Consider the following 19772-nt stretch of genomic DNA (forward strand, 5'->3'; position numbering starts at 1 on the left):
CTGCGCTTGCTTGTGCCTACTTGTGCACCACGTCCAGCTTATCCACCGTGTCGAACTCGAACTTGATTTCCTTCCATGTTTCCATCGCCGCTCTCAGTTCGGGAGAATGCTTGGCGGCAGCGATCAGGATGTCCTTGCCTTCCTTCTCGACGTCGCGGCCCTGGTTGCGCGCTTCCACGCAGGCTTCCAGTGCCACGCGATTGGCCGCCGCGCCGGCCGCATTGCCCCATGGATGGCCGAGCGTTCCGCCGCCGAACTGCAGCACCGAGTCGTCGCCGAAGATGGAAACCAGGGCCGGCATGTGCCAGACATGGATGCCGCCGGACGCCACCGGGAAGATGCCCGGCATCGAACCCCAGTCCTGGTCGAAGAAGATGCCGCGGCTGCGGTCTTCTTCCACGAAGCGTTCGCGCATCAGGTCGATCCAGCCCAGCGTCGCCTGGCGGTCGCCTTCGAGCTTGCCGACCACGGTGCCGGAGTGCAGGTGGTCGCCGCCCGACAGACGCAGGATCTTGGTCAGCACGCGGAAGTGGATGCCGTGGTGCGGATTGCGGTCGAGCACGGCGTGCATCGCGCGATGAATGTGCAGCAGCATGCCGTTGTCGCGGCACCAGTTGGCCAGACCCGTGTTGGCGCAGAAGCCGCCGGTGATGTAGTCGTGCATGATGATCGGTGCGCCGAGCGATTTGGCGTACTCGGCGCGCTTGTACATCTCTTCCGGCGTCGGCGCGGTCACGTTCAGGTAGTGGCCCTTGCGTTCGCCGGTTTCCTTCTCGGCCTTGTGGATCGCTTCCATCACGAAGTCGAAACGGTCTCGCCAGCGCATGAAGGGTTGGCTGTTGACGTTCTCGTCATCCTTGGTGAAGTCGAGGCCGCCGCGCAGGCATTCATAGACGGCGCGTCCGTAGTTCTTGGCGGACAGGCCGAGCTTGGGCTTGATGGTGCAGCCGAGCAGCGGACGGCCGTACTTGTTCATCTTGTCGCGTTCCACCTGGATGCCGTTCGGCGGGCCGCCGCAGGTTTTCACATAAGCGATGGGGAAGCGCACGTCTTCCAGGCGCAGCGCACGGATTGCCTTGAAACCGAACACGTTGCCAACCAGCGAGGTAAAGACGTTGACCACCGAACCTTCTTCGAACAGGTCCATCGGGTAAGCAATGAATGCGTAGAAGCAAGTGTCGTCGCCGGGCACATCCTCGATGCGATAGGCGCGCCCCTTGTAGTAGTCGAGGTCGGTCAACAGGTCGGTCCACACCGTGGTCCAGGTGCCGGTCGAGGATTCGGCCGCGACGGCGGCTGCGGCTTCCTCGCGGTCCACGCCGGGCTGCGGGGTGATCTTGAAGCAGGCAAGGATGTCGGTGTCCTTGACGGTGTAGAAAGGCTCCCAATAGGTGCTGCGATATTCCTTCACACCCGCGCTGTACTTCTTGACAGTCATCTGCCACTCCTTGATTGATGGGTTATCGTGAACTGCTGCGATGACTGAAGTGTATGCAGGTGGATGAATAAAGAACATTCAATAATAATTAGGGTATAAATAAGGTTTTATTTAAGTAACGCCACGCGAAACTTTTCCGGAGTGATGATGAGAAATCTGACGATGCGCCAGCTGCAGATTTTCAGTGTTGCGGCAAGGCACCTGAGTTTTGTGCGGGCGTCCGAGGAGCTTTTCCTGACGCAGCCGGCGGTATCGATGCAGATACGCCAGCTGGAAGAATCGGTCGGCATGCCTTTATTCGACAAGATCGGCAAAAAGATGTACCTGACCGAAGCGGGCAGGCAGCTGGAGCGCACCGCGCATGAAGTGCTGGGTGCGATCAAGAACGCGCAGGACAGTCTCGCTGCGCTGACCGGATTGCGCGCCGGCCTGGTGACGGTGGCGCTGGTCAGCACGGCGAAATACTTTGTGCCGAAGCTGATCGCGCTGTTCAGGCAAAGCCATCCCGAGATCGAATTGCGCATCACCGTCAGCAATCGCGAAAACCTGATCCAGCTCCTGCACAACAACGAGATCGATCTCGCGATCATGGGGCGGCCGCCGCAAGAGATGGACGTATTGTCGTTTCCCCTGGCGCGGCATCCGCACGTGATCATTGCATCGCCCGATCATCCCTTGGCCGCGCGGCGCCGGATCAAGGCGGCGGATCTGAGCGAGGAGACATTCCTGATTCGGGAAGAGGGATCGGGTACCCGGCTGGCGATGGAGAGCTTTTTCAGCGAGCAGCAGATACAGCCGAGGCGCGGCATGGTCATGGGCAGCAATGAAACCATCAAGCAGGCGGTGATCGCCGGCCTCGGCCTTGGCTTCATTTCGCTGCATACGCTGGCGCTGGAACTGAAGGCGGGCGAGCTGGCCGTGCTCGACGTGAAGGGTATGCCGATGATGCGTACCTGGTTCGCAGCGCATCTGCGCAACAAGCACCTGTCGCCGGCCACGGCTGCGTTCAAGGAATTCATCATCGCGCAGGCGGGACCTTATCTCGATTCCGCCTTTGCCGAGACCTCGGTCCAGGTGCGCAACAAGCTGACGCGCGTGGAGCGGCAGATGCAAGGCGGAGAAGCGGTGAAGGCGGGGGAGTAGATCGGCGCGGTCCAGGATCGTTTCAGGCTCCGTTGGTGCATCGCACAATAAAAAGGATTTGCAAAGATTCGTAGAATTTGTTTATATGCGCACTTACACATATAAAGAAATTTCTGCGAACATGGACAAGAAACTTGAAAAAGGACAGATGCAGGAGTTGTTTGAGGAGGTCTCGAATTACTTCTTTCTGCTCTCCGAGCCGACGCGGCTCAAGATTCTCCATGCGCTGTGCGGGGGCGAGCGCCCGGTCGGCGAGATCGTCTCGGAAATCGAGTCGACCCAGGCCAACGTATCGCGCCAGCTGAACATGCTGTATCGCTCGAAGATCCTGGCGCGCCGCAAGGACGGCACCCAGGTCTATTACCGCATCGACGATCAGAACACGGTTGACGTGTGCCGCACGGTCTGCGGGAAGATGTCGGCCAAGCTGGCGAACAACAAGACCCTGGACAAGGACGCCGTCGACAGCTTCATGGCCGGCGGCGACTAAGCACCCGATCCGGAATTACTTTCCGGATTTATTTTTGCCTTAAATATTAAGATGTAGTTATATAGTTTTATACAAGATTAAAAGAGCCAACAATTCTACGAGGATGACGCTGCATGTCTCATGAAATCAAAAAAACGGGCCGGATACTTCGAGCGCCCGAAAATTTCGTCGACAGCCGGCTTGCGGAGGAGATCAGCAAGGACGGCATGAACAAGGAACGGCGCGGCTTCTTGCGCCGCAGCTTTCTGGCCGCCAGCGCCGCGATGGCGAGCGGCACGGCTCTGGCCCAGGCCGCGGCGAGCAGTTTCGAAGGGGACAGCAATATCCTGACCTTGCCCGAGCATGCGAAGACTCTCGGCAAGCCGGTCGCGACCAATGCCTACGGCATGCCTTCGAAGTTTGAAACCAATCTCCTGCGTCGCGAATCGCCGGGCCTGACCCGCGTGTCGGCAGCCTCGGTGGCATTCACTCCGCTGCAGGGCCTGTTCGGCATCATCACGCCGAGCGGACTGCATTTCGAGCGTCATCATCAAGGCTGGTATGACGTCGACCCGAGCAAGCATCGCTTCATGATCAACGGCATGGTGAAGAACCCCAAGGTCTACACCATGGACGACCTGATGCGCATGCCTTCCGTGTCGCGCATGCACTTCATCGAATGCGGCGCCAATACCGCGATGGAGTGGGGCAACGTCGCGGTGCCGACGGTGCAGTATTCGCACGGCATGCTGAGCTGCAGCGAGTTCACCGGCGTGCCGCTGTCCTATCTGCTGGAAGACTGCGGTTACGACAAGAAGAACGCCAGGGTAGTGCTGGCCGAAGGTTCGGACGGCTCGGCCATGACACGCACCATCTCGATCGACCGCGCGCTGGATGACGTGCTGGTCGTGTGGGGAATGAACGGCGAAATGCTGCGCCCTGAAAACGGCTATCCCTTGCGCCTCGTCGTGCCCGGCGTGCAGGGCGTGTCCTGGGTGAAGTGGTTGCGCCGCATCGAAGTCGGCGACAAGCCTTATGCCACCAAGGACGAAGCGATCCATTACATCGACGCGATGCCCGACGGGACCTTCCGCCAGTACACCTCGATCCAGGAAACGAAATCCGTCATCACCACGCCCTCCGCGGGGCAGACGCTGCTCGACAAGGGTTTCTACAACATCACCGGCCTCGCATGGTCGGGCCGCGGCAAGATCAAGCGCGTCGATGTGTCGGTCGACGGCGGCCGCAACTGGCGCACCGCGCGCCTGGAGACGCCTGTGCTGTCGAAGTGCCTCACGCGTTTCAACATCGACTGGGTATGGGACGGCTCGCCGGCCGTGCTGCAGTCGCGTGCAATCGACGAAACCGGCTATGTGCAGCCGAAGATCAACGAGCTGCGCGCGGTTCGCGGAACGAAATCCATCTATCACAACAATGCGATCCAGTCGTGGAAAGTCGCCGAATCCGGAGAGGTGTCGAATGTCCAGGTTTATTAAGGCTATGCTGAATAAGTTTCGCGATGGCGCGGGCCTGAGTTCGGGATGGGCCGCAAGGCGCAAACCGCAGACATGGCGGGACCATGGCGAGGATTTGCAACGCCGCGGACCGCCCGAAATCAGGATGCGGGGCACGCGAAGACTTGTTCAGCATAGCCTGACATTCATCGCCGCCGTGGCGCTGGCGGTAACGAGCGGCCTGGCGTTCGCCGAGAAGTTCCCCAATATCGGCCGCAGCGCGACCGAGAAGGAAATCGCGGCATGGGATATCGACGTGCGTCCCGACTTCAAGGGCCTGCCGAAAGGATCGGGCACGGTCGCGAAAGGCCAGCAGATATGGGAAGGCAAGTGCGCCAGCTGCCACGGCACCTTCGGCGAATCCAATGAAGTCTTCACGCCCATCATCGGCGGCACCACGCCAGACGACATCAAGACCGGGCGCGTCGCCTCGCTGACCAACGGCCGCCAGCCGCAGAAGACCACGATCATGAAGGTCGCAACCGTCTCGACCCTGTGGGACTACATCAACCGTGCCATGCCCTGGACCGCACCGAAATCGCTGTCGACGGAAGAGGTCTATTCGGTGCTCGCCTACATTCTCAACATGGCGGAAATCGTTCCCGATGATTTCACGCTGTCGAACGAGAACATCGCCGACGTGCAGAAGCGCATGCCGAACCGCAACGGCATGACGACCAATCACGGCATGTGGGACATCCATGGCAAGCCGGACGTCAAGAGCGTCGCCTGCATGAAGAATTGCCCGGTCGACGAGAAGATTCATTCGACTTTGCCCGACGTATCGCGCAATGCGCATGGCAACGTGGCGCAGCAGAACCGCGCCTTCGGTCCGGTTCGCGGCGTCGACACGACCAAGCCGGCGCCGACCGGACCGTTGTCGGCTGCAAAGGCCGCGACCGCGAGCGCCGCCGGCGCAAGCACTGCTGCCGAACCGGAAGGCCTTGCGATGGCGAAGAAGAACGCGTGCGTCGCCTGCCACGGCGTGGAGAACAAGATCGTCGGGCCCGGTTTCAACGAAATTGCCGCGAAATACAAAGGCAATGCAACGGCCGAGTCCGCCTTGATCGGCAAGGTCAAGAGCGGCACCAGCGGCGTGTGGGGAGCGGTTCCCATGCCGTCGCAGGCGCATGTCAAGGAAGACGAAATCAAGACCATCGTGTCCTGGATTCTCGCGGGCGCGAAGTAAGACAGAAAAAGTTGAGCGCCGTACGGAATGCGGCACGGCATTCCGGCGAACGCTTTTTGCATCAGGGCTAACTAGACACGCCTTGTTATTTGATAGGAGAGAGAGATGAATCAAAATCGACGCGACATGTTGCGGATTTCCGCCGTTCTCGGCATGGCGTTCACCGCGGGCCTGCTCAAGGCAAGCGATGTATTTGCAGCGGACTGGAACCAGACGGCATTCGACGCGAAAAGCATCGATGACGTGGTCAAGGCGCTCGGCGGCGACAAGTTCGCGGTCAGCGGCGACGTCGCCATCACCGGCCCGGATATTGCCGAAAACGGCGCCGTGGTCCCGGTATCCGTGAGCAGCAAGGTTCCCAACACGGAATACATGGCCATCCTGGTGGAGAAGAACCCGAGCGCGATGTCGGCCGGCTTCAACATTCCCGCAGGCACCGAAGCTGTCATCAGTACCCGCGTCAAGATGGGCGCCACGTCGAACGTGCATGCGCTGGTCAAGGCCGACGGCAAATGGCTGGTCGCCAGCAAGGAAATCAAGGTCACGCTCGGCGGCTGCGGCGGCTGATCGACACCCGACATCGAATCCATTTTTACGAATTTTCGAAGGAAATCATCATGGCAGATCCAATGCGTATTCGCGCCAGTGCAAACGGCGATGTAGTCGAAGTCAAGATTCTCATGCGTCACGACATGGAAACAGGTCAGCGCAAGGATGCGGCGGGCAAGGTCATCCCGGCGCATTACATCAAGACGCTGACCGCCAAGTGCAAGGACAAGCTTGTGCTGGACGCGCAGTTCGGCCCGTCCGTCTCGAAGGACCCGTTCCTGTCGTTCAAGTTCAAGGGCGGCGCCAAGGGCGACAAGGTCGCCGTGACCTGGGTCGATACCAAGGGCGACACGCGCACCGACGAAGGCACGATTTCCTGATTGGATATAGCTGCTGTTCGCACGTCATACCACCGGCAAGAGTGGTTTCTAATCAATTTGTACCAAGGAGACAGCATGAACTGGAAAGGCCTCATTTTGGTCGCCATCGCGACATCCGCGACGGCGGCGTCCGCATCGGCCCAGACTTCCGCAACGGACGAAATCGCGAAATATCGCCAGATGCTCGCCGATGGCAATCCCGCCGAGTTGTGGGAAATGCGCGGCGAGGAATTGTGGAAAAAGAATGCGGGCCCGAAGAACGTCTCGCTTGAGCAATGCGATCTGGGCAAGGGGCCGGGCGTCGTCAAGGGCGCCTACGTCGAATTGCCGCGCTACTTCAAGGATGCCGGCAAGGTGATGGACCTGGAGCAGCGGCTGATCCATTGCCGCATGAACCTGCAGGGACTGAGCCGAGAAGAAGCGACGAAGCAGCCGTTCGCCGCGCAAGGCAAGCCGTCCGACATCGAGGCGATCGTGTCGTATATCACGGCCGAATCGCGCGGCATGAAGATGGCGACCCCGACCGATCATCCGGCGGAAAAGGCAGCCTACGAGGCGGGCAAGAAGATCTTCTTCTACCGTGCCGGTGCACATGACTTTTCCTGCGCCACCTGCCACGGCACCGACGGCCAACGCATCCGTCTGCAGGAACTGCCCAACATCCTAAACAAGGCCAACGCACAGGCCGCCTACACCACCTGGCCGGCCTACCGCGTTTCGCAGGGCGAAGTCCGTACCATGCAACATCGTCTGAACGATTGTTTCCGCCAGCAGCGTTTCCCCGAGCCGGGCTATGCATCGGACGCCATCACGGCGCTAACGATGTTCCTGGCAAAGAATGCGGAAGGCGGCGTGTATAACGCCCCGGCGCTCAAGCGATAAGGAGAAACGACATGAAACGTATGAGCATCATGATGGCAGGCGTGCTGGCGATCGCGGGCTGCGCCACGGTGGCGACGGACACCGATTACGGCAAGGCAGCGCTGGCGTTGCTGAAGAACGACTTCAAGTCGAAGGGGCCGGCGACGATGGAGCGCATGCTGAACCAGGACGAGGCGCAGCGCCTGTGCAGCGAATATCCGTCCGAGCGCCCGAAGGACGTGGCCGCGCAGATCGAGGCGAACCAGATGAAGACGATCAAGTATCCGTCCGACGGCAAGTATCTCGGCAAGTGGCAGGACGGTGAAAAGATCGCGCAGAATGGCCGTGGCATGCAATCGTCCGACAAGGTCGGCGATGCCAACGGCGGCAACTGCTATGCCTGCCACCAGATCACGAAGGAAGAAATCTCCTTCGGCAACATCGGACCTTCGCTGTACAACTACGGCAAGCTGCGCGGAAACAGCGACGAGATCATGAAGTACACCTGGGGCAAGATCTACAACTCGCAGGCGTACTCCGCATGTTCCAACATGCCGCGCTTCGGTCACTCCGGCATCTTGACGGAGGCGCAGATCAAGGACGTCATGGCCTTGCTGCTGGACCCCGCCTCGCCCGCCAACAAATAAACGACAGTCAAACGGGCAGGGCAGCGGGTGCCCGCGCTCGGATCAACCAATTCAGAATTTCGAGGAACAGCAATGGGAATGAATCGGCGTGAATTCATGCATGTCATGGGGATAGCCGCGGCCGGCGGAATGACGCTGAACGCGGGCAGCGCGTTCGCCGCGCCATCCGCTGGAAAGATGTATGACGTGCCGCGCTTCGGCAACGTCCACTTTCTGCATTTTACCGACTGCCATGCGCAGCTCCTGCCGATCTATTTCCGCGAGCCGAACGTCAACCTCGGCATCGGCGAAGCGATCGGACGCATGCCGCATCTCGTCGGCGAGAAACTGCTCAAGCAGGTCGGAGCGCGACCGAATACGGCGGAGGCTTATGCTTTCTCCTATCTCGATTTCGAAAAGGCCGCGCAATCCTACGGCAAGGTCGGCGGCTTTGCGCATCTTGCCACGCTGGTCAAGCGCATGAAGGCGTCGCGTCCGGGCGCATTGCTGCTCGACGGCGGCGACACCTGGCAAGGTTCCGGCACGGCGCTCTGGACGAACGGGCAGGACATGGTCGATGCCTGTCTCGCACTCGGCGTCGATGTGATGACGGCGCACTGGGAAATGACCCTGGGCGACAAGCGCGTCAAGGAAATCGTCGAGAAGGATTTCAAGGGCAAGGTCGACTTCGTTGCGCAGAACATCAAGACCACCGACTTCGGCGACCAGGTGTTCGAGCCCTATGTGATGAAGGAAATGAACGGCGTGCAGGTCGCCATCATCGGCCAGGCATTCCCGTACACGCCGATCGCCAATCCGCGCTACATGGTGCCGGAATGGAGCTTCGGCATCCAGGACGAGAACATGCAGAAGATGGTCGACGAGGCGCGCGGCAAGGGTGCCAAGGTGGTCGTCGTTCTGTCGCACAACGGCATGGACGTGGATATCAAGATGGCCTCGCGCATGCGCGGCATCGACGCCATCCTCGGCGGCCATACGCATGACGGCATGCCGCAACCGGTAGTTGTCAGCAATGCCGGCGGCAAGACGCTGGTCACCAATGCGGGCAGCAACAGCAAATTCCTCGGCGTGCTCGACTTCGATGTGCGCGGCGGAAAAATCCAGGACTTCCGTTATCGCCTGATGCCGGTATTCTCCAATTTCCTGCCGGCCGACAAGGAGATGGATGCGCTGATCAAGAAGATTCGCGCGCCGTACGAATCGAAGCTGAACGAAAAGCTCGCGATGACCGAAGGGACGCTCTACCGTCGCGGCAATTTCAACGGCACCTTCGACCAGCTGATCGTCGATGCATTGATCGACATGAAGGGCGCCGATCTCGCCTTCTCGCCGGGATTCCGCTGGGGCACCTCGCTGCTGCCCAACAGCCCGATCCTGATGGAGCATCTGATGGACCAGACCGCAACGACCTATTCGTACAGCACGCTGACCGAGATGACGGGCGCGACCATCAAGAACGTGATGGAAGACGTCGCCGACAATCTGTTCAATCCGGATCCGTACTATCAGCAGGGCGGCGACATGGTGCGCGTGGGCGGCATGAGCTACGCCATCGATCCGCGCGCGAAGATGGGTTCACGCATTCAGGACATGCGGCTGAACGGCAATCCGATCGACGCCGGCAAGACCTACAAGGTGGCGGGCTGGGCGCCTGTCGCGGAAGGTGCAAGCGGCGAGCCTGTGTGGGAAGTCGTGGCGACATGGCTGCGCGACAAGAAGACCGTCGCGCCGCGCAAGCTCAACACCCCGCGCATCATCGGCATGGAAGGCAATCCGGGCATTGCGATCTGAAATCTGGAGAAAAATCATGAGAACAAAACGCGTTGCAGGCGCACTGATCTTTCTGACGGTCTTTTCATTGGGCGGGGCGAATGCATGGGCCGCAGACGCTGCGCAAGTGCCCGAGGTCAAGCGCACCAAACAAGCCTTGTATCTTGATGCGCCGGAAGCCTACGCGCTCAAGCAGAAGCTCGGCGACAAGGCGTTCCTGGTGGACGTCCGCACGCGGGCGGAAGTGTCCTACCTCGGCATGCCGACCGTGGCCGATGCCAACATCCCCTACGTCGAGCATCCCGACGATGCACCCTGGGACGACAAGGCGGGGCGATTCAAGCTGGAGCCGAACAATGATTTCGCGCCGGAGCTGGGACGCCGTCTCGCGGACAAGGGCCTCGGCAGGAACGACACCATCATTCTCCTGTGTCGCTCGGGAGACCGCAGCGCCCGTGCGGCGAATCTGCTCAACGATCTCGGCTATCGCAAGGTCTACACCGTCGTCGATGGTTATGAGGGCGATCTCGCGAAGGATGGCGCGAAGGCTGGACAGCGGGTCGTGAACGGCTGGAAGAATGTCGGCCTTCCGTGGAGCTACAAGCTGGACAAGAACAAGCTGTATTTTCCGAAGTTCTGAAGCGTGAAGCCGAGTCTGCGGAAATTCATGGTGGGCGCTTGCCTGTGCTTTCTTGCCGGCGCGCTCAACGCGGCCGAGCTGCACGTCGGCGACACGCCCGTATTGCCGGCGGTTCGTTCCATCGACGGCAAGACCATCGATGCCGCCGCATTGCGTGGCAAGGTGCTGGTGGTCAGCTATTTTTCATCCGGCTGCCCGTTCTGCATGAATGAAGCGCCCAAGCTGCAGAAACTCTACCGCGAAAACCGGGACAAGCTGACCGTCATCGGCGTCAACATCGAGCGCAACGATCCTGAGCAGCGGGCGAAGACGGAGCGCTGGATCGCGAAGTACAAGCTTTCCTATCCGGTAACCACCGACTTCAGCGCATTCGAAAATGCCTTTGGCAGGCTGAAAGGCTTGCCGGTCAACCAGGTATTCGACAAGAACGGCAAGGCGCTCAGAATCGACATTGGTGAGATTTTTGACGAAGACTTCGATGATATCGCGCGCCTGGCTCGTTAGATTAGGCATGGGCGCGGCCATCCTGCCGGCGCTTTCCGCACTGCTTTTCCTGTTGTTCAGCGCACATGCAGCGACGGCATCCGACGCTTCCGCCGAACTTCCGGCGCCGACCGACTTGAGTCAGGACGGCCGCGTGGCAAAGCTGCGCGCCAAGCCGGTGGTGATCCTGTTCTCGCTCCCGGGATGCTCCTTCTGTAACGTCGTGCGGCACAACTATCTCGCGCCGCTGCTGCGCGATCTGCCGGAGCAACAGCGCCCCGTCATCCGCGAAGTGCAGGTCAATGGCCACGGTACGCTCATCGGCTTTCACCAGGAGCGGATCAGCCAGCGCGCGCTGGCGAGCAGCTACGGAATTCGATTCGCACCGACCGTGCTGATGCTCGATGCCGACGGTAGGCTTCTGACAGCGCCGATCGTCGGTGGCGACACGGTGGGACTCTACGGCGGATATCTGGACAATGCCTTCGCCGAAGCCGCACGCAAGCTGGCGCAAGCCGGATACACCGCAACAACGGGAGGAAGACCATGAAAGACCAGCACAAGCTCGCCATTGCGCTCGCAATTTTCGCAAGCGCCGGTGTTCACGCAGCGGAAGCTACCTACGCGATCAAATTGATGACGCCGGAAACGGCGCTCAAGGCAGCGCAGGCCGGCTTGAAAAAATGCCGCGACGGCGGCTATCAGGTGGCGATCGCGGTGGTCGATCGGGCAGGGCAGACGCAGGTCGTCCTGCGCGATCGCTTCGCCGGCATGCATACGCCGGAAGCCGCCGTCAACAAGGCGTGGACCGCGGTCAGTTTCAAGTCCAACACCAGCCAGTTCGCGGAATCGACGCAGAGCGGCAAGGAATCCAGCGGTATCCGCAGCATCCCGCGCGTGCTTGCCATCGGTGGCGGCCTGATGATCGAAGCAGGCGGCACCTTGTATGGAGGCATCGGCGTGTCCGGCGCGCCGAACGGCAGTGCGGATGACGCATGCGCCAAGGCCGGCATCGACGCGATCGCGGAAGAGCTGGAGTTCTAGCCGGGCGTTATGCGCTTTTTCAGCGGCCGCGTGCCGGTCCGCACGAATTCGGACTGGATGCCTCGTCAGCTGTTCACATCGACGCGGAATGCGCTCCCGCTTCATACCAGGTCTTGCTGCCATTGACCACCTTCACGACCAGCAGCATCACCGGCACTTCGATCAGCACGCCGACCACCGTCGCGAGCGCAGCGCCGGACTCGAATCCGAACAGGCTGATCGCTGCGGCAACCGCCAGCTCGAAGAAGTTCGACGCGCCGATCAAGGCGGAAGGGCATGCCACCGAATGCTTTTCGCCGAGCTTGCGATTCAGCCAGTACGCAAGCGCCGAGTTGAAGAAGACCTGGATCAGGATCGGCACAGCCAGCAACGCGATCACGAGCGGCTGCTTGATGATGGCGTCACCCTGAAACGCGAACAGCAGCACCAGCGTCAGCAGCAGCGCGCCAATCGACCACGGCTGGATTCTCGCCATCACCGCATCGAACACCGCTTGCCCCCTGGCCAGCAGCATGCGGCGCAGCGCCTGCGCGATCAGCACGGGAATGACGATGTACAGGATGACCGAGGTGATCAGCGTATCCCACGGCACCGTAATGCTCGACACGCCCAGCAGCAGGCCGACCACCGGGGCAAATGCAAACACCATGATGAGGTCGTTGACCGCCACCTGCGACAGGGTGAAATACGGATCGCCGTCGGTCAGGCGGCTCCAGACGAAAACCATCGCGGTGCAGGGCGCGGCCGCCAGCAGGATCAGGCCGGCGATATAGCTGTCGATCTGCGCGGCAGGCAGCAGCGGCGCGAACAGAACGCGGATGAAGAGCCAGCCCAGCAGCGCCATCGAAAACGGCTTGACCAGCCAGTTGACGAAGAGTGTCACGCCTATCCCTTTGACATGCGCGCGCACCTGGTTCAGGGCGCCGAAGTCAATTTTCAGGAGCATCGGGATGATCATCACCCAGATCAGCAAGCCCACCGGTATGTTCACCTTCGCGACTTCCATCGCGCCGACAGCCTTGAAGATGTCGGGCAAACCTTGCCCGAGGAGGATGCCGGTGACGATGCACAAGGCTACCCACGCAGTCAGATAGCGTTCGAAAAAACTAAGCGGCGCCTTGGCGGCGCGCTTGCCGGTGACTTCACATTGTGCGGACATGATGCTCTCGTTCAGGAGTGGGCGGAAATATCGCTTGCGTGGCGCGCCAGCATGCGCAGACGGTCGACGCCGACCGGTTCCTGCGCCTGCAAGGGGACGATCGCCCAGCGCTGCGCATGGCGCAAAGCAACGGCTTCGATCTGCGCCATTTCATTGGCGGCGCGCTCGCGCAACAAGGGCGATCGCGGGTTGGCGTAAGCGAGGCTGTTGTTGATGATCCATGCCCAGGGCTCAATCCCGGCCCGGCGCAAGTCATCCTGCAGATTCGCCGCCTCCAGCACGGGCGTGGTTTCTGCCAGGGTCACGATCATGATTTTGGTTTGCTTCGGGTCCTGCAGTTGCATCATCGGCGTGGTGAAATGCATGCCGGTCTGCCCCATCTGACGCACGATTTCGCGATGGTGGGCGCCGGTCGCATCGAGCAGGAGCAAGGTGTGGCCGGTCGGCGCGGTGTCCATCACAACGAATTTCTTGCCGGCTTCACGAATCACCCGCGAAAACGCCTGGAAGACGGCGATTTCCTCGGTGCAGGGCGAGCGCAGGTCTTCTTCCAGCAGCGCGCGTCCCTGTGCATCCAGGTCCTTGCCTTTCGTGTCCAGCACATGCTGTCGGTAGCGTTCGGTTTCCGCGTGCGGATCGATGCGACTGACGGTCAGATTCTCAAGCGAGCCGGCCAAAGTCTCGGAAAGATGCGCCGCCGGGTCGGAGGTCGTTAGATGAACCGGGTAGCCCCGGCTCGCTAGTTCGACCGCAATGGCTGCGGCCACCGTGGTCTTGCCGACACCGCCTTTGCCCATCAGCATGAGCAGACCATGACCGTCGCCGCACATGGCATCGACCAGCGATGCGAGGTCCGGCGCTGCGGGCGGTCGGGAAGAAGATGTACCTGACGTCGATGCTGCTGTCTCGTCGCTCAGAAGCTTCTTCAATGCCGGCAAGCCGACGAGATTGAAAGGCTTCAAGGCAACGTAGTCCACGGGTAGTGCGGAAAGCGCTGCCGGCAACTCGGCCAGCGCTGCCTGCTCGCGCGCGTAAATGGCATTGGCCAGCGGATCGCTTGCGGTTTCAGCAGCGGGCAGCACGCCGTTGATGACAAGGTAATGCTGCGCCAAGCCGATTGCGGTCAGTTCCTCATGCGTGCGCGCCACTTCCAGCAGTGCCGAGCGCTGTGCCCGCGCGACCAGGATGAGCCGGGTGCGCCGCGCATCGGACAGCGCGTCGACAGCGGCCTTGTATTGGCTGCGCTGCTTCTCCAGCCCGGCGAGCGGCCCGAGACAGGACGCGTCGCCCTTGCCGGCGTCCAGGAAACCGGTCCAGGCGCCGGGCAATTGCAGCATGCGAATGGTATGCCCGGTGGGCGCGGTGTCGAACACGATGGTGTCGTACTGCTGCAGCAGAGCCGGGTCGGTCAGGAGCGCGGTGAACTCGTCGAATGCCGCGATTTCCGTCGTGCATGCGCCGGACAATTGTTCCTCGATGCTCTTGACGATGGCCTCGGGGAGCACGCCGCGCACCGGCCCGACAATCCGGTCGCGGTATTGCTGCGCCGCCGCTTGCGGGTCAATCTCCAGTGCAGCCAGGCGCGGTACCGCATCGATCGTCGTCACCTTGTTGCCGATTGCAATTCCGAAAACTTGCCCGACGTTCGATGCAGGGTCGGTGCTGACCAGCAGGACACGCTTGCCCTGGTCCGCGAGCCGGATCGCCGAGGCGCAGGCGAGGGAGGTTTTCCCGACACCGCCCTTGCCGGTAAAGAAGAGGAAGGTGGGCGGGGTATCGAGGAATCGCATGGCAGGACCTTTCTTAACAGCAGTTCGATCCGCTGCAGCATCCGCCCGCCGCCTTGACCTCGATGGCCGGTTTGGCAAGGCCTGCCCAGCGCTCGAGTTCGGCGCGGCGCGGATAACGGCCGGTCAAGGCGATCTGGCCATCGACCAGGATCAAGGGCAGGCCCTCTTGGCCCGAGCGCTCCAGGAATCCCCTGACGGTCGCGTTTTCTGCGAAGGCCATCGGCTGCTGCGCGAGATTGAAGCGTTCCACTTGAATACCTTGCTCCTTGAGCCAGCTGACGTCGGCCGCGAAGGTCACGAGTTGCTGGTCGACGTCGACGCCGCAGACGCCGCTGCTGCAGCACAATGCCGGGTCGAATACCTGAATGCTTGCCATGATGGATGCTCCTTAAATCAGTTGGCCGATCTTGTCGAGTTCAAGCTTGAGTGCGGCCTTGTCGCGTTCAAGCGTTTCCAGCGGCAAGGCGAGAAACGCCTCGATGCGCGTGCGCAGGATGCGATACGCCTTGCGGAAGGCGGCATCGATCTCTTCATCGGTGCCCGTCGCGTGTGCCGGATCTTCCACGCCCCAGTGCGTTCGCAACACGGGACCAAGATACGCCGGGCAGGTTTCACCGGCGGCGCTGGCACAGACGGTAATCACGATGTCGGGTGTGGCCGGCAAGTTATCCCACGACTTGCTGCAATAACCGTCGGTGGCGATGCCTTCCCTGGACAGCAGCGCGAGCGAGCGTGGATGCACCTGGCCGGTCGGCTTGCTGCCGGCGCTCATGGCGCGCCAGCCTGGCGGGGCGAGATGGTTAAAGGTCGCTTCGCCCAGGATCGAGCGGCAGGAATTGCCGGTGCATAGAAAGAGAACGTTCATGTGCTGGTCGCGTTGGTCGGAAAGAGGGGTCTCAATCTGCGGAGGATATGTCTGCGGCCTTTTGGCAGTCGGGTGTGCACTGCGGGACCGGCATGCATGGATTGCCGCCGCAGCAGTTGTCACTCAGGAATGCCATCAATGCGTTCATCGTCGGGAACGCGGCGGCATAGATGATGTAGCGACCGTCCTGGCGCGGGGTGATCAGGCGAGCGTGTGTCAGCTCTTTCAGATGGAAAGACAGCGAGGAGGGCGGAATGTCGAGCTTCTCGCCGATCTTGCTGGCGGCCATGCCTTCCGGACCGGCCTGCACCAGCAGTCGGAATACCGACAGGCGGGACTCATGGGCGAGTGCGGAAAGGGCGGAGACGGCGGCGGGAGTGTCCATGTTGGGAGCCGGTCGGCTAGCGTTATTCGATATTTCAAGGATAGTCGAAATATGAAGATGGCGCAATGCGAAATGCACGAAGGATGCCTCGCAACCCGTGCAGCCGTGAATACGGATCGGACAGAAAAGCTGACGATCATGCTTGACAAGAATTCTCCATGCGCCATCCTGCAAATCCACAGGGAGCTATTTCAAACCCGGGAACAAGAAACAGCGCGACGCACGCGAAGCGCAGCCGTACTCAACCAAATTGGAGAAACACATGGATCCAGTCGTTCACTTCGAAATGCCGTACGAGAACCAGGACCGGATGGCGTCGTTTTACGAGTCGGCCTTCGGCTGGCAAACGAAAAACCTCGGCCAGGAGATGGGCAATTACGTCATCGCCACAACGACCGAGACGGACGAAGCAGGACCGAAGCGCCCCGGCGCGATCAACGGCGGTTTCTATCCGAAGAATCCGGAGTGGCCGGCGCAGCATCCCTCCGTCGTCATCGCTGTAACCGACATCAAGGAATCCTCGAGGAAAGTAAGCGAATCCGGCGGCCAGGTGCTCGGCGAGCCGATGGAAATACCCGGGGTCGGGCAGTACGTTTCATTCATCGACACCGAAGGCAATCGCGTAAGCATGCTGCAACCGGTGCCGCAAAACTGGCATGCGCCGGACGCGAAATAAGACAAATCTTGCAGTCGGCCACGCCGCTTTCATACTCAAATAGCGGTCGCTGCGTTGCTGCAGATGAAGAAGATCGAAATTGAAGATTGGCGGCGCGCGTTCATCGAATCGTATCCGTGCGGAATCGAGAGTGAAAAGGCGTCGGCGGCGATGCACGGGATTGTCGCCGGACGCCTCGCTCTCAATCGCTTAATGCCGCTTTCGCCGCTTCCTCGGGTGACAATCCGTCGTAGAACATATCAGTGAACCATTCGACCTGTTCCTCGATATGTTCCTGCGCCTGGGCCAGCGTCGCTCCGCCCGCGACCAGGAATCCTTCCACCTCCGTGCACCACTGAATCAGCGCGGCGGTTTCCGGATCAAGTTTCTCTTTCTTTGCCATCACATTCACCTTGGTATCAGCCGCGTTTGCCGCCGTCAGACCGGAGCATAAACACATTTGCCCGATGCTGCCAGTAACCGGCTTCCGGCAATGTCCGAAGACTCGTTGTGGCCTGCATCGAATGGGGAGCAAATACCGAGAGGAAAGCCGATTTTTTTCTTATGCGATCGGCAATTGATGCCACTCAAGCATATGCAAATCCGCAACTCGTAGACTCGTGGATGTTTCAATGCGGAGAACAACAATGAAAACATCCGGAAGCGTCGCATTCGTGCTCGCCATGCTGCTCATGATCGGACTGAGCGGATGTGGCGGCAATCCAGACGTCTCCGCAGGAGGACAACAATCCAGCGCGACATCCAAGCTGCTCGCCGATACCTATATCGAGACCTGGACAAAATGCGCGGATGAGAACGGTACCTGCGTGTTCTCCGGCACCACGCAAGTGCGCTATGGCGCCAACAGCACTTATGCGACGCTCACGGCAAGTTCCGCGATTGCCTGCAACAACGATGTCTTTGGCGATCCGGTGCCCGGCGCGGACAAGACCTGCGAGTACCGGACGGTCACCGTCGTACCGGACCCCACGCCAGACCCGACCACCTGGACAAAATGCGCCGACGAGAACGGCACCTGTTCCTTCTCCGGCACCGCACAGGTGCGTTATGGACTGAACGGGACCTACGCGACGCTTACCGCCGCCAGCACCATCGGCTGCAACAATGAAGTCTTCGGTGATCCGCTGCCGGGTGCCAACAAAATTTGCGAATACAGTTCATCCGGGTCCACGCCTCCGCCGCCTCCGCCGCCCCCAGATCCCGATCCGACGCCAGGATGGACAAAGTGCGCGGACGAAAACGGGACGTGCTCCTTCACCGGCACCACGCAGGTCCGTTACGGCCTGAACGGCACCTATGCGACGCTCACCGCCACGAATACGATCGGCTGCAACAACGAAGTGTTTGGCGATCCGCTGCCCGGCGCGAACAAGATCTGTGAATACGCTTCGACGTCCACCGATCCCAATCCCACCCCGACACCGGGACTGCCCGTGCCTGTGCCGGAGGGCGTGCAGATGACCATGTCCTGCGTCGAGGGCGCGAATACGCAGTGCAGCGGCCGAAGCATCATCCGCACCGAGAACGGCGTCACCCTGACGAGCTCCGGCGTGCAGGCCTACGGCAAATCCACCAACGACCTGGCGACACCCATTGTCGATGCCACCGCGGCCTGGGGCCTTGCGCCTGCCAGCGGCGGGCTGGCCGAGGTGCGCGTGTTCAAGGCGAGCGACGGACTGGTGTCGAACCCGGTGCTGCTGCTGTCCAATCTGGGCATTTCGTGGGATGGCAAGGTCGAGCGTCCGATCATCGTCGAGACCTTCCGCACCACGCAAGGCCGCGTCCAGATCGATTCCTCTGGCATGATCAGTTCAGGCGCGCTGCCGCCGAGTTCCAACCTGGCCTTCTATGACGTCGCCAGCAAGGGGACCTCGGCCACGCAGCTCAACTACGCGAACAACAGCTACTTCCCGCGCAGCGATCCCTCGCGCTGTCCGCCCGAGATGGTGCCTTGCCCGACGATTGAGTCATCCGGTATCCAGCATCACACGGGCGACTGGCAGAGCGGCGGCATCATGCCGGATACGACGAGTGCCAGCCGCCTGCACGGCGACGGCGATGTGCATGCCGGAAATGGTTTGCCGGATGCGAACGGCAACCCGACCATTCTGCCAGGCGGGAATGGCTTCGGCGTGCCGTTCCCCGGCTCGAAGGGCTATCGCCAGTTGAGCAACTGGAGCTACCAGTATGCGAACCTCGGTGCCTGGCTCACGCAGGACACCGTCCGCATCGTCGAATGGACCGCCGGCGCCGGCTCCGATGAGCATAATCAGGCACGCACCGGCATGGTCGCCTTCGGGCAGGTATCCGATCCGGCCAGCGTACCGGCAGCAGGCAAGGCGACCTATTCCGGCATCGTATTCGGCTGGTACGCTGCCTCGGCTACCAAAGATGCAGCATTCTTCCGAGGTTCGGCGCTCATTACCGTCGACTTTGCCACCCGTTCGGTCAGCGTCGCGATCCAGAACACGCATACCGACGACGATGCCGCGTTGGCTGTGCCTGTTACCATGAACGCCTCCACCGCGATGGGCGCCGCGGGCAGCAATGTCGCCAACTACCTGACCGGTGCGGTCAACAATGGCACGCTGAATGGCGGATTGAGCGGCCGGTTCTTCGGCCCGGTGCTTGCAGGAGGCAGCGGCGCAGGACCTGCAGAAATCGGCGGCAGCTTCTCGCTGTCGAACGCAACGACAGGGGCTGCTTCGGTAGGCGGTTTCATCGCACGCAAGCAGTAAAGGTGAAGGGCGGATATCCGCCCTTCACCGTG

The 19772-nt window shown here is 60.9% G+C and carries 22 protein-coding genes; 15 read left to right on the forward strand and 7 right to left on the reverse strand.

Annotated elements, in window-relative coordinates:
* Window positions 1-16: 16 nt before the first annotated feature.
* Complete coding sequence (locus VJ651_RS23215) at window positions 17-1438, reverse strand: form I ribulose bisphosphate carboxylase large subunit (protein WP_324109705.1); 1422 nt, start codon at window positions 1436-1438, stop codon at window positions 17-19.
* Between the two features lie 147 nt (window positions 1439-1585).
* On the opposite strand from VJ651_RS23215, the gene VJ651_RS23220 reads away from it, so the two are divergent.
* The 13 genes from VJ651_RS23220 (at window position 1586) to VJ651_RS23280 (ending at window position 12127) form a co-directional block, all read left to right on the forward strand.
* Window positions 1586-2581, forward strand: coding sequence for a LysR family transcriptional regulator (locus VJ651_RS23220; RefSeq protein WP_324109706.1), 996 nt, complete (start codon window positions 1586-1588; stop codon window positions 2579-2581).
* A gap of 121 nt (window positions 2582-2702) precedes the next feature.
* Window positions 2703-3071: a metalloregulator ArsR/SmtB family transcription factor gene (locus VJ651_RS23225; protein ID WP_324109707.1), complete on the forward strand. Its 369-nt coding sequence runs from the start codon at window positions 2703-2705 to the stop codon at window positions 3069-3071.
* Between the two features lie 113 nt (window positions 3072-3184).
* Window positions 3185-4546 carry a sulfite dehydrogenase gene (gene soxC, locus VJ651_RS23230; protein WP_324109708.1) on the forward strand — a complete coding sequence of 454 codons (1362 nt, stop codon included), beginning with the start codon at window positions 3185-3187 and terminating at the stop codon, window positions 4544-4546.
* A gap of 124 nt (window positions 4547-4670) precedes the next feature.
* Window positions 4671-5753, forward strand: a complete 1083-nt coding sequence (locus VJ651_RS23235) for a c-type cytochrome (RefSeq protein ID WP_324109765.1) — start codon at window positions 4671-4673, stop codon at window positions 5751-5753.
* A gap of 105 nt (window positions 5754-5858) precedes the next feature.
* On the forward strand, window positions 5859-6320 hold the full coding sequence (gene soxY / locus VJ651_RS23240; protein WP_324109709.1) for a thiosulfate oxidation carrier protein SoxY: 462 nt from the start codon (window positions 5859-5861) through the stop codon (window positions 6318-6320).
* Window positions 6321-6370: 50 nt separating this feature from the next.
* Window positions 6371-6682, forward strand: a complete 312-nt coding sequence (soxZ, locus tag VJ651_RS23245) for a thiosulfate oxidation carrier complex protein SoxZ (RefSeq protein WP_324109710.1) — start codon at window positions 6371-6373, stop codon at window positions 6680-6682.
* 75 nt (window positions 6683-6757) lie between these two features.
* Window positions 6758-7564 carry a sulfur oxidation c-type cytochrome SoxA gene (soxA, locus tag VJ651_RS23250; RefSeq protein WP_324109711.1) on the forward strand — a complete coding sequence of 269 codons (807 nt, stop codon included), beginning with the start codon at window positions 6758-6760 and terminating at the stop codon, window positions 7562-7564.
* Window positions 7565-7575: 11 nt separating this feature from the next.
* On the forward strand, window positions 7576-8190 hold the full coding sequence (gene soxX / locus VJ651_RS23255; protein ID WP_324109712.1) for a sulfur oxidation c-type cytochrome SoxX: 615 nt from the start codon (window positions 7576-7578) through the stop codon (window positions 8188-8190).
* A gap of 78 nt (window positions 8191-8268) precedes the next feature.
* Window positions 8269-9981 (forward strand): thiosulfohydrolase SoxB, encoded by a 1713-nt coding sequence (gene soxB, locus VJ651_RS23260; protein WP_324109766.1) that lies wholly within the window; start codon window positions 8269-8271, stop codon window positions 9979-9981.
* A gap of 16 nt (window positions 9982-9997) precedes the next feature.
* Window positions 9998-10600 carry a rhodanese-like domain-containing protein gene (locus VJ651_RS23265; RefSeq protein ID WP_324109713.1) on the forward strand — a complete coding sequence of 201 codons (603 nt, stop codon included), beginning with the start codon at window positions 9998-10000 and terminating at the stop codon, window positions 10598-10600.
* Window positions 10601-10603: 3 nt separating this feature from the next.
* Complete coding sequence (locus VJ651_RS23270; RefSeq protein ID WP_324109714.1) at window positions 10604-11104, forward strand: TlpA disulfide reductase family protein; 501 nt, start codon at window positions 10604-10606, stop codon at window positions 11102-11104.
* A gap of 7 nt (window positions 11105-11111) precedes the next feature.
* Window positions 11112-11633, forward strand: coding sequence for a thioredoxin (locus tag VJ651_RS23275; protein ID WP_324109715.1), 522 nt, complete (start codon window positions 11112-11114; stop codon window positions 11631-11633).
* Window positions 11630-12127 carry a heme-binding protein gene (locus VJ651_RS23280; RefSeq protein WP_324109716.1) on the forward strand — a complete coding sequence of 166 codons (498 nt, stop codon included), beginning with the start codon at window positions 11630-11632 and terminating at the stop codon, window positions 12125-12127. Before VJ651_RS23275 ends, VJ651_RS23280 begins: the two co-directional genes overlap by 4 nt.
* A 73-nt stretch (window positions 12128-12200) precedes the next feature.
* On the opposite strand, the gene arsB is transcribed toward VJ651_RS23280, so the two are convergent.
* The 5 genes from arsB to VJ651_RS23305 are packed head-to-tail and all read right to left on the reverse strand — an operon-like array spanning window position 12201 to window position 16326.
* Window positions 12201-13286: an ACR3 family arsenite efflux transporter gene (gene arsB, locus VJ651_RS23285; RefSeq protein WP_324109717.1), complete on the reverse strand. Its 1086-nt coding sequence runs from the start codon at window positions 13284-13286 to the stop codon at window positions 12201-12203.
* A gap of 11 nt (window positions 13287-13297) precedes the next feature.
* Complete coding sequence (gene arsA, locus VJ651_RS23290) at window positions 13298-15076, reverse strand: arsenical pump-driving ATPase (RefSeq protein ID WP_324109718.1); 1779 nt, start codon at window positions 15074-15076, stop codon at window positions 13298-13300.
* A gap of 13 nt (window positions 15077-15089) precedes the next feature.
* Window positions 15090-15452 (reverse strand): arsenite efflux transporter metallochaperone ArsD, encoded by a 363-nt coding sequence (gene arsD / locus VJ651_RS23295; RefSeq protein ID WP_324109719.1) that lies wholly within the window; start codon window positions 15450-15452, stop codon window positions 15090-15092.
* 12 nt (window positions 15453-15464) lie between these two features.
* Window positions 15465-15941 carry an arsenate reductase ArsC gene (locus tag VJ651_RS23300; protein ID WP_324109720.1) on the reverse strand — a complete coding sequence of 159 codons (477 nt, stop codon included), beginning with the start codon at window positions 15939-15941 and terminating at the stop codon, window positions 15465-15467.
* A gap of 31 nt (window positions 15942-15972) precedes the next feature.
* Window positions 15973-16326 carry a metalloregulator ArsR/SmtB family transcription factor gene (locus VJ651_RS23305; protein ID WP_324109721.1) on the reverse strand — a complete coding sequence of 118 codons (354 nt, stop codon included), beginning with the start codon at window positions 16324-16326 and terminating at the stop codon, window positions 15973-15975.
* A 262-nt stretch (window positions 16327-16588) separates the two neighbouring features.
* On the opposite strand from VJ651_RS23305, the gene VJ651_RS23310 reads away from it, so the two are divergent.
* Window positions 16589-17002 carry a VOC family protein gene (locus VJ651_RS23310; RefSeq protein ID WP_324109722.1) on the forward strand — a complete coding sequence of 138 codons (414 nt, stop codon included), beginning with the start codon at window positions 16589-16591 and terminating at the stop codon, window positions 17000-17002.
* A gap of 181 nt (window positions 17003-17183) precedes the next feature.
* On the opposite strand, the gene VJ651_RS23315 is transcribed toward VJ651_RS23310, so the two are convergent.
* Window positions 17184-17384, reverse strand: coding sequence for a hypothetical protein (locus VJ651_RS23315; protein WP_136419014.1), 201 nt, complete (start codon window positions 17382-17384; stop codon window positions 17184-17186).
* Between the two features lie 244 nt (window positions 17385-17628).
* Here VJ651_RS23315 and VJ651_RS23320 point away from each other — a divergent pair, with 244 nt between their 5' ends.
* The gene (locus tag VJ651_RS23320; protein ID WP_324109723.1) at window positions 17629-19740 is read left to right on the forward strand and encodes a hypothetical protein; all 2112 of its coding nucleotides are present in this window, start codon (window positions 17629-17631) and stop codon (window positions 19738-19740) included.
* Window positions 19741-19772 lie beyond the last annotated feature (32 nt).

Source organism: Noviherbaspirillum sp., from assembly GCF_035254865.1.
GTDB lineage: Bacteria > Pseudomonadota > Gammaproteobacteria > Burkholderiales > Burkholderiaceae_D > Noviherbaspirillum.